Raw genomic sequence first — 8829 nt, 5'->3', positions numbered from 1 at the left:
GCACGCTTGAAAGGCGACTCCAAATGCAACAACCCTTACCCTCCTTCTACCGCGTTTGCCCAGGGCAATCGCGCTATGTAGTCGCCGGGGTTGGCGTACCCAAGAGGAGGTTCAACCGATAGTTATCATTGAGCGCGGCGCGAATTTTACGCTGGCGGATGCTATCCCGTGGGGGGCCATTGTGGCGTAGCACGTTCAAGGCCACCCGGCGGATCAGGGCCAGGTTCTCGGCCGAGTGGTCGCGACGGGTGCGGCAGGCATCTTCCCCAAATTGCACATCCAAGACCCAGTGCTGTTGATTTTCGATCCCCCAATGACCGCGGACGGTGGCGGCGAACCGATCCGGCTCCGAAAACGAGCAGAGGAAATAACGGCATTCGGTGCTGACTTGATCACCGATGATCCGCGTGGATTGGACCCGCCCTACCGCTTGGAGTCCGGCCCAGTCTGGTTTGGCGTCGAGCCAGTCGATTTGAGGGCTGAGCGCAAAGCGCCGAATCTCGATGCGGCCGTGGTCTTTTTCGAGGGTTTCCTGGACCGGCAGGCACCCGCGTGCGACCTCGGTATCGAGCCAGAGCTGGACGTCCTCGCATAACGTCGGAGGGTTGTCCTTGAGCGTCAACACATAATCCGCACCGCCATCGATGATCGTTTGGGCGATGGCTTTCTGGCAGCCCATCGCATCGATGGACACCACCGCCCCCGCCAGGTCGAGCAGACCCAGCAGCTCGGGAATCGCCGTGATTTCATTGGACTTCTCCGCCACGGCCTGTTGCGCCAGCACCCAGCGCGCCCGCCCGGCAAACGCACTGACGAGATGGACGGCGGGGTTGTCACCCTCCCGACTGCCCCGGGCCGCTTTGCCATCGATACCGACCTGCTCGCCGGCCAAATCGGGCAAGGCCGCCGTCGCCCACGCCGTGAACGCCGCCCGAAACGCCGCCGGATCGATCCGCCCCAGCACGTCGCTCAAGGTATCGTGCGAGGGAATCCCATTGGGCAATTCCAGAAAACCTCGCAACCAGGCTTCTCGCTCTTGCGCAAACGTTTCCATCCCCACCCAGTCCTCCACCCCACTCAGCACTGCGCAGAGTACAATCATCAGCATATCATCGAGTTTGTGGAGCTTGTTCCGCGTCTCGCGGCGCGGGTCAAGCAGTTTGGGCGCCATCGGTTCTCTCCTCTCGATCAGTCCCCTCCCGTTACCTTGGTGATCCGCCTCCTGTCAACCCCCCACATAGCGCGATTGCCCTGCGCGTTTGCCCCGTGATGAGGAACTGATAGGTGGTAAGGTGGTAAGATCTCAGGCATTCGCCTTGACCCTGCCACAACCAATCCGTAGCATGATGGGCGTTTCCTCTCAACCTGCCAGTGACCATGGATATCGAACGGATCCGCACCCCGATCACCGACGATCTACAAGCCGTCAACACCCTGATCCGCTTGCAATTACATTCTGACGTGGCGCTGATCAACCAGTTGGCCAGTTATATTATTGACAGCGGTGGTAAGCGGTTGCGTCCGATCACCGTGTTGCTGGCGGCGCGGGCTTGCGGTTACAGCGGTAACGCTCACATTGACGCTGCCGCTATCGTCGAATTTATCCATACCGCTACCCTGCTACACGACGACGTCGTGGACGAATCCAGCCTGCGCCGTGGGCGGGAAACGGCTAACGCTCTATGGGGCAATCAGGCCAGCGTACTGGTGGGCGATTTTCTGTATTCCCGTGCGTTCCAGATGATGGTTCGTATTGGCAGCCTGCGGGTCATGGAGATTCTGGCGGATACCACCAATACCATCGCCGAGGGCGAAGTCCTGCAATTACTCAACTGCCACGATCCCGATACCACTGAGGAGCGCTATAGAGCAGTGATTCATTGCAAGACCGCCAAGCTGTTTGAAGCTGCCGCGCAACTGGGCGCGGTGCTGGCCGGCCAGTGGCATGACGAGGAACAGGCACTGGCGGGTTACGGGATACATCTGGGCACAGCGTTCCAGTTGATTGACGATGTGCTGGATTACAGCGCCTCCAGCAACGAGTTAGGTAAAAACATTGGCGACGATCTAGCTGAAGGCAAGCCTACGCTCCCGCTGATTCACGCCCTGCGCCACGGCACCCTTGATGAGAGGCGGATCATCCGTGAAGCCATCGAGCATGGCGGACGGGATCAGATCGACATTGTGACTCGAACTATTGAGTCTACCGGTGCGCTCGACTACACTAACAATCTTGCTGTTGAAGAAACCGATAAAGCTATTGCCTGTTTGGCAAAGCTCAAGGACTCCCCCGCCAAGGATGCACTCATCGGTTTGGCCCGCTTCGCGGTAAGCCGTCACTACTAATATCTCCCTTCGTCGGGGTGTAGCTCAGCCTGGTAGAGCACTGCCTTCGGGAGGCAGGAGTCGCAGGTTCAAATCCTGTCACCCCGACCATAATTTTCCTCCTGTAAATTTTCCTGTGATCGGAACTGTGGGGCAGGCAGGTAAAATGAATATCACTTAGGTGGATCAATAGGTTGAATGCAATCAACGCCTTAGCCTGACGCTACCAACCCTCGCCATCACAGGAAAATTTACAGGACCAAAGATTTTGCCTCGGTGTCTTCTGCGGATTCATCCGCCCATTCACGGGAGAATTGCAAAGCGCGGTCTTTAATCTTGTTCCACGATAAGGGCATAAATAACCTTTGCGGCGCGGCTCACGACGGGTGCTTGCGCGCCGTGTCCATGCTGGATGGGAACTGCTGCTCGCGCCGCCCGATAGCGACGGGATAAGCCTTAACCTGTACTTTCGAGCAGGACGCGCCCAAACCACAGCCGCTACAGCCGGTCGGCGCGGCGCTGGATGCGGCTGAACCGTTGTCCTTGCCACGAGTACCGAACCGCAGCCACCCGACCGGCGCATAAGTCCGCACCAGCACCAGCACCGCGATGCCCACGATTAATAACGCCAAGCCGTCTTGCCACATCTCAGCCACCTCCCAGCGCCAGCGCCACCCGGTAAGTGACCAGTGCCGCGACATAGGCCAACCCCATCAAATAGACGAACATAAACGCCGGCCAGCGCCAAGAGTTGGTTTCACGCCGGGCTGCGGCCAGGGTCGCCAGACATTGCGGAGCGAACACATACCAAGCCAGCAAGGCTAATGCGGTCGCCAGACTCCATTGACTCGCCAAGGTCGTAGTTAATGCCTCAGTAACCACCTCTTCATTGCCACTGAGGGCGTACACGGTACCCAACGCCGCCACCGCCACTTCCCGCGCCGCCAAGCCCGGCACCAGGGCAATCGCAATCTGCCAGTTAAACCCAATCGGCGCTAACAGCGGCTCCAATCCGCGCCCGATCATTCCGGCAAAGCTGTAATAAATTGCCGGTTCCGTCACCCCTTCCGGCGCAGCGGGAAAAGTCGAGAGAAACCACAGCACCACCAGTACGCTCAGAATGATCGTGCCAATCCGGCGCATGAAAATTTTGGCCCGATCCCATAACCCCAGCAGCACATTGGCCGGATTCGGCCATTTATAGCTCGGCAATTCCATCAGCAACGCTTGCCGATTACCGCGCAACACGGTCAGCCGCAACACCCCTGCCGCCAGCAGTGCCCCGACCACGCCGATAGCGTACAACCCGAACATGACCAGCCCTTGCAAGCCGATCCCGCCCCACACCGTGGTATTGGGGATGAACGCGGCAATCAGCAGGATGTATACCGGCAACCGGGCAGAACAAGTCATCAGCGGCGCGATCAGAATAGTGGTCAGCCGATCCAGCGGGTGAGCAATGGCGCGGGTGGCCATGATGCCGGGAACCGCGCAGGCAAAGCTGGACAGCAACGGGATAAAGGCGCGGCCATTCAACCCGACTCCGCTCATCAGCCGATCCATCAGAAAGGCGGCGCGGGTCATGTAGCCGAAATCTTCCAGCAGCAGGATAAACAGGAACAAGATCAGGATTTGCGGCAGAAAAATCACTACCCCGGCGATCCCGGCGATGATCCCGTCCACCAGCAGACTTTTGAGCAGACTGTCGGCCATCTGGGCGGAAACCGTTTCTTGCAGGGCCGCCATGCCGCTATCGATCCAATCCATCGGGGTCGCCGCCCAACTGAACACTGCCTGGAACATCAGAAACAGAATACTGAGCAGAATCAGCGGCCCCGCCACCGGATGCAGCACCATTCGATCCAGTTGCCGGGTCAACCGCTCCGGGGCGCCTTCCTGAATCACCGCTTCTTTAAGCAGACGCTCGACTTCGCGGTGATAGGCGCGAATCGCGTCCGGCGAGGGTTCCTGCCATTCATCGGTCGTCGCGGTTCCCGCCGTGGTTGGGGCCTGATCCAGCAGTACATCGATCTCGCCGAGCAGATCCTGCACCCCGTGCTTGCGCATCGCCACGGTGGTCACCACCGGAATCCCCAATTGCTTCGACAGGGTTTCGATGCTGATCTGGCAACCGCGCTTTTCGGCAATGTCCATCATGTTCAGCGCCAAAATCAGCGGGCGGCCCAGTTGCCGCAGCTCCAGCAACAGCCGCAGATGCTGACCCAGATTGGTCGCGTCGGTTACGCAAACCACCGCATCCGGCAACCCTTCCAGGGTCTGCCGCCCCAGCACCACATCGCGGGTAATCGCCTCATCAGGACTGCGGGCGCGCAGGCTGTAACTGCCGGGTAAATCGAGCAGTTCGACGGTATGGCCAACCGGCGTCCGCAACTGCCCGCTTTTCCGTTCGACGGTCACGCCGGGATAATTAGCGGTCTTTTGCCGGCCCCCGGTCAGGGTATTAAACAAGGTGGTCTTGCCGCAGTTGGGTGGCCCGACCAGCGCAATCTGAATCCTCCGGGCGTTGCCGGCAGTCAGGGTGGCGGCGCTCATACGCGATGCTCCTGGCTGGCAAGCACTCCCGACCCGGCGGGATCGAGCAACGGCCCCACCAGCACGATATTGGCCTCAACCTGCCGCAAGGCCACGGTCATACTCTGGTTGATCCGCACCGCCAGCGGGTCACGGCCCAACAAGCCGTAATGCAGCACCTCGACACAGGCGCCTTCGACAAAGCCCATTTCCAGCAGGCCGCGTTCGACATCGCGGTCACCCATTCCGCTGACCGCGAGAATCCGCCCGACGCTGCCCTGCGGCATCTGGCCTAACGGCTGGGTTAAACCGGCCTTGACCAAGCGCCCCACTTCGAGCGTTTGGCGTTCCTGTTCGGTATAAGTATTCATTCAGGCTCCCTCGGTCGCCGTCCGGGTCTGGCCGGGTGCCCGTAACATCTTGTCTACTGCATCGAGATGGGTTTGCTCCTCGGCGATCTGGGTGCGAGCGTACTCTTCCAGACGCACATCTTTATCGCGAGTGTGGTCGAGCAGTTCGTAATACGCCTTAAGCGCTTCGCCCTCATGCGCCCGCGATTCGCGCAGAATGTCGCCGATGTCGTGCTGGTGGGTTTCCAGCAGCGGGCCAATGCCCAGCGAGGGATGACCGCCCAGACTGGTGATCAATTCCCCGGCCAGCCGGGCGTGCAGCAGGCTTTCATCGGCTTGTGCGTTGAGCCAGCCGACAATCGGGATGCGGTTGTAGCCATACACCATCAGCGCGTAGTGGGTGTAGCGCACTACCCCGGCCAGCTCCAGTTCCAGAATCCGGTTCAGTACACTAATGGCAGCGGTTTTGTCGGTATCTTGTAGCATGTTAAGGTCTCTCTATAAATATCAATGAGTTGGAATATCAGAATCGAGACGTGAAGCCGATCGACCGTCCCTTATCGCTGAATCTGTAGTTCAAATCCTAGCTCAAACGATAATCATTATCAACAAAAGACCGTAGAAAGATTATTTTTGTTACACAGATGCGGTCAGAAAGGCGCGGAAGACATCACTTCGATAGCGTTGCAAATCACTTGCCGAATTTTCGCTGGCCGCCATTCCCGCGTCAGTGGGAATTCAGTAAGCCACTGAAAATAATGGATACCCGCTTTCGCAGGTACAATGAATTCGAGCGTTTGGGGTAAGCTCTAAATCACTTGCCGAATTTTCGCGGTCCGCCGGTTTTAGGCTGGCCCGGTCGCACGGCGCCGGGTTGGTGGTAGGGATTCTCACCGCCACGGAATTCGATCCGAATTGGCGTTCCCCACAAATCTAGCCGCTTGCGGTAGACCCCGACCAGATAGCGCCGGTAGGAATCGGGCACATGATCAATCCGGTTGCCGTGAATGATGATCATGGGCGGATTTTGGCCGCCCTGATGGGCATAGCGCAGCTTGATGCTGTGACCGTGAACCAGCGGCGGCTGATGCGCAGCCAGCGCGCCTTCCAGAATGCGGGTCAGTTCCGGGGTAGACAGCTTGCGGGTGGCGGCGGCGTAAGCTTCCCGCACCGAAGCCAGCAGTTCTCCGACGCCAGTCCCGTGCAGCGCAGAAATGAAATGCATCTTGGCGAAATCGACAAAGCCAAGTCGGCGGTCGAGTTCGCGCTTCACCTCGGCGCGAATATCGGGATCGAGGTGGTCCCATTTATTGACCGCCACCACCAGCGCCCGCCCGCTGTCCAGCACCAAACCCAGCAGGCTGGCGTCCTGATCGCCGATGCCTTGGCGGGCGTCCAGCACCAGCACGATGACGTGGGCCTGTTCAATCGCTTGCAGCGCCTTGATGACGCTAAATTTTTCCACGACTTCGCTGACCCGTGAACGGCGGCGCACTCCAGCGGTATCGATCAGGGTGTAGAGCTGTCCATCGCGCTCGAACGGCGCTGATACGCTGTCGCGGGTGGTGCCGGGCATATCGCAGGCCAGCATCCGTTCCTCGCCCAACAGGCGATTGACCAGGGTGGATTTGCCGACGTTGGGCCGCCCGACGACCGCCAGCTTGATCACGCCCTCCGGTTCCTCCGGCGCGGTCGTTTTTTCGCCTTCTTCGCCGCCACCCGGCAATGCGGCTAATACTTCTTCCATTAAAGTTTCGACACCCTCGTTATGAGTAGCGGCGATGACATGCAGGTAGTCCAAACCCAGGCTGTGAAACTCGGCGCTGAGCAGATCGGGATCGCGGTGTTCGCCTTTGTTAATCACCAGATGCAGTGTTTTACCGGCGCGGCGCAACTGGCTGGCGATTTCTTCATCGGCGGCGGTCAGTCCGCCGCGCCCATCCACCAACAACAACACGGCATCGGCTTCTTCAATCGCTCGCCATGCTTGCTGTGCTACCAAGCCGGCTAAACCTTCAGCTTCATCGGTCAATCCGCCGGTGTCCACAACGACATAGGGACGGGGGCCACGCTGGCCGATGCCGTACTGGCGGTCACGGGTCAGACCCGGCAGATCTGCGACCAGTGCGTTGCGGGTGCGAGTGAGGGAATTGAACAGGGTGGATTTGCCGACGTTGGGTCGGCCTACTAAAGCAATGACGGGGAGCATGGCGGACACATCATGATTGGTAATGAAAGATGCTGGATTATGCCTGAAAGCACATCTTGGGCCGTAAAAGTTCGGGGACCGTCGCACGGCGACAACCTTTGAACTTGACGGGTTACTGTCGGTGGACTACTGGGCTGACACAGAAGTTTTGACAGGTTCGGAGGTCTGTGGCTCTACCGAATTTTCAGAAGACTCCAAGGGAGGATAGAGGCGCTTGAGTTTGACAAGGGCCAAGTCTGTGCCGAACGGCCATTGAATTTTGGTTTTGACAACACCCCCGAAGGCTTCGCCTTCTTCGTCGAATGGCGGATAGGTTTCGGAGACGCCAGCCCGACCATTTGCATGGAGGCCACCAGCGCTTACAGCATTCCGCTCGCCGAACACTGGGTCGAGCAAGGCTTCTGCGTCAACGTCGTCAACCCCGCGAAGATCGCCGCTTTCGCAAAGAGCGAACTCAGCCGAGCCACGACCGATAAGGCCGACGCCAAGCTCATTGCCCGCTATGGCTCAGTGATGCAGCCTCCCGCATGGACGCCACAGCCCCAGGAAATCCGGGAGTTGCAGGCGCTACTGCGGCGGGTCGAGCACCTGCTGGCGATGGAGCGGATGGAGCAGAACCGCTTGAACACTGCCACCCCACCGCTGCCGACCCGATCAGGGCCGTATTCGTCACCTTGGAGCAGGAACTTAAGGATACCCGCGACAACATCTGTCGCCATGTCGGCGGTCACCCCAGCCTGAAACACCGGCGCGACCTGCTCGAATCTATCCCCGGCGTCGGTGCGGCGACCGCCGCCTGGCTGCTGACGGTGCTGAGCGAACATGACGGTTTCACCGATGCCCAGCAGGCCGTGGCCCCAGTCGGCCTCGCCCCTACGATCCGTCAGTCAGGCCCGTGGGCCGGGAAAACCCGCCTCTCCAAGACCGGTGACCCTCGGGTGCGTAAGGCCCTTTACAGGCCTACCTATCCGCCTTGGTATTTAACCCCGCCATCCGCGCCTTTTGCCAGCGCCTGAAGGCCAACGGCAAGCATGGCATGGCGATCCACTGCGCCGCCATGCGAAAACTCATCCACATCGCCTTCGCCATCCTCAAATCCGGCAAGCCTTCGACCCTAACTTTGCGCTTGCATAGGGGGCGGCAAGACGGTATCTACCCGGCTGGCAGTGATTCAGACGATGGGGCAGTAGGCCGGCCGCGTCGCCAGATAGACTGAAGCGCCAATCCAAGCACCGCCGAGTATCCCCAGCAGCCAGCCAGCGGGTTCAAGCAGCAGCGTAGCCGTCAGCACGCTCACCCCCATGCCACCAATGGCGAAAATCTTGCCTCGACGGTCGATAGCACCGCAGGCCAGCCAGTCTGCAAATGGACGACCAAAACGCGGATGCGCGACCAGGCGTGCGGCGATCCGTG

At 59.6% G+C, this 8829-nt stretch carries 10 protein-coding genes and 1 tRNA gene; 4 read left to right on the top strand and 7 right to left on the bottom strand.

The genetic code is table 11. The features are described 5' to 3' along the window. Positions 1-73: 73 nt before the first annotated feature. Positions 74-1171, bottom strand: a complete 1098-nt coding sequence (locus BN874_RS21675; protein ID WP_034437049.1) for an ISAs1 family transposase — start codon at positions 1169-1171, stop codon at positions 74-76. Positions 1172-1377: 206 nt separating this feature from the next. Between BN874_RS21675 and ispB the strand changes: the two genes are divergently transcribed. Then, positions 1378-2346 carry an octaprenyl diphosphate synthase gene (gene ispB, locus BN874_RS21670; protein ID WP_034437047.1) on the top strand — a complete coding sequence of 323 codons (969 nt, stop codon included), beginning with the start codon at positions 1378-1380 and terminating at the stop codon, positions 2344-2346. A gap of 13 nt (positions 2347-2359) precedes the next feature. Beyond that, positions 2360-2436, top strand: a tRNA-Pro gene (locus BN874_RS21665). A gap of 266 nt (positions 2437-2702) precedes the next feature. Here the strand turns inward: BN874_RS21665 and BN874_RS21660 are convergent. The 5 genes from BN874_RS21660 to der all read right to left on the bottom strand — a co-directional run bounded on the left by BN874_RS21660 (position 2703) and on the right by der (position 7416). Next, positions 2703-2972, bottom strand: a complete 270-nt coding sequence (locus BN874_RS21660) for a hypothetical protein (protein ID WP_034437046.1) — start codon at positions 2970-2972, stop codon at positions 2703-2705. Position 2973: 1 nt separating this feature from the next. Next, the gene (gene feoB, locus BN874_RS21655) at positions 2974-4878 is read right to left on the bottom strand and encodes a ferrous iron transporter B (RefSeq protein WP_034437044.1); all 1905 of its coding nucleotides are present in this window, start codon (positions 4876-4878) and stop codon (positions 2974-2976) included. Then, positions 4875-5228, bottom strand: coding sequence for a FeoA family protein (locus tag BN874_RS21650; protein ID WP_034437043.1), 354 nt, complete (start codon positions 5226-5228; stop codon positions 4875-4877). Before BN874_RS21650 ends, feoB begins: the two co-directional genes overlap by 4 nt. Continuing rightward, a complete protein-coding gene (locus tag BN874_RS21645) occupies positions 5229-5693 on the bottom strand; it encodes a ferritin-like domain-containing protein (RefSeq protein WP_034437042.1) in 465 nt (154 codons plus the stop codon). Positions 5694-6021: 328 nt separating this feature from the next. Next, the gene (der, locus tag BN874_RS21640; RefSeq protein ID WP_081756592.1) at positions 6022-7416 is read right to left on the bottom strand and encodes a ribosome biogenesis GTPase Der; all 1395 of its coding nucleotides are present in this window, start codon (positions 7414-7416) and stop codon (positions 6022-6024) included. 252 nt (positions 7417-7668) lie between these two features. On the opposite strand from der, the gene BN874_RS24900 reads away from it, so the two are divergent. Further along, positions 7669-8157, top strand: a complete 489-nt coding sequence (locus tag BN874_RS24900) for an IS110 family transposase (RefSeq protein ID WP_051498191.1) — start codon at positions 7669-7671, stop codon at positions 8155-8157. Continuing rightward, positions 8091-8432 (top strand): transposase, encoded by a 342-nt coding sequence (locus tag BN874_RS24895; protein WP_195912256.1) that lies wholly within the window; start codon positions 8091-8093, stop codon positions 8430-8432. The genes BN874_RS24900 and BN874_RS24895 overlap by 67 nt, the downstream gene beginning before the upstream one ends. 155 nt (positions 8433-8587) lie before the next feature. On the opposite strand, the gene BN874_RS21630 is transcribed toward BN874_RS24895, so the two are convergent. Next, a partial coding sequence (locus BN874_RS21630; protein ID WP_034437041.1) for a DUF454 family protein occupies positions 8588-8829 on the bottom strand: 242 nt, incomplete at its 5' end.

The organism is Candidatus Contendobacter odensis Run_B_J11 (genome assembly GCF_000531125.1).
Taxonomy (GTDB): domain Bacteria; phylum Pseudomonadota; class Gammaproteobacteria; order Competibacterales; family Competibacteraceae; genus Contendibacter; species Contendibacter odensensis.
The sequence above is the reverse complement of the archived record's forward strand: the minus strand, read 5'-3'. Positions and strand labels throughout refer to the sequence as shown.

What these genes read in the sequence shown, in the direction of transcription:
- der (WP_081756592.1), bottom strand. Translation starts at nt 7,416, where the DNA reads ATGCTCCCCGTCATTGCTTTAGTAGGCCGACCCAACGTCGGCAAATCC.
- BN874_RS21675 (WP_034437049.1), bottom strand. Translation starts at nt 1,171, where the DNA reads ATGGCGCCCAAACTGCTTGACCCGCGCCGCGAGACGCGGAACAAGCTC.
- ispB (WP_034437047.1), top strand. Translation starts at nt 1,378, where the DNA reads ATGGATATCGAACGGATCCGCACCCCGATCACCGACGATCTACAAGCC.
- feoB (WP_034437044.1), bottom strand. Translation starts at nt 4,878, where the DNA reads ATGAGCGCCGCCACCCTGACTGCCGGCAACGCCCGGAGGATTCAGATT.
- BN874_RS21645 (WP_034437042.1), bottom strand. Translation starts at nt 5,693, where the DNA reads ATGCTACAAGATACCGACAAAACCGCTGCCATTAGTGTACTGAACCGG.
- BN874_RS21660 (WP_034437046.1), bottom strand. Translation starts at nt 2,972, where the DNA reads ATGTGGCAAGACGGCTTGGCGTTATTAATCGTGGGCATCGCGGTGCTG.
- BN874_RS21650 (WP_034437043.1), bottom strand. Translation starts at nt 5,228, where the DNA reads ATGAATACTTATACCGAACAGGAACGCCAAACGCTCGAAGTGGGGCGC.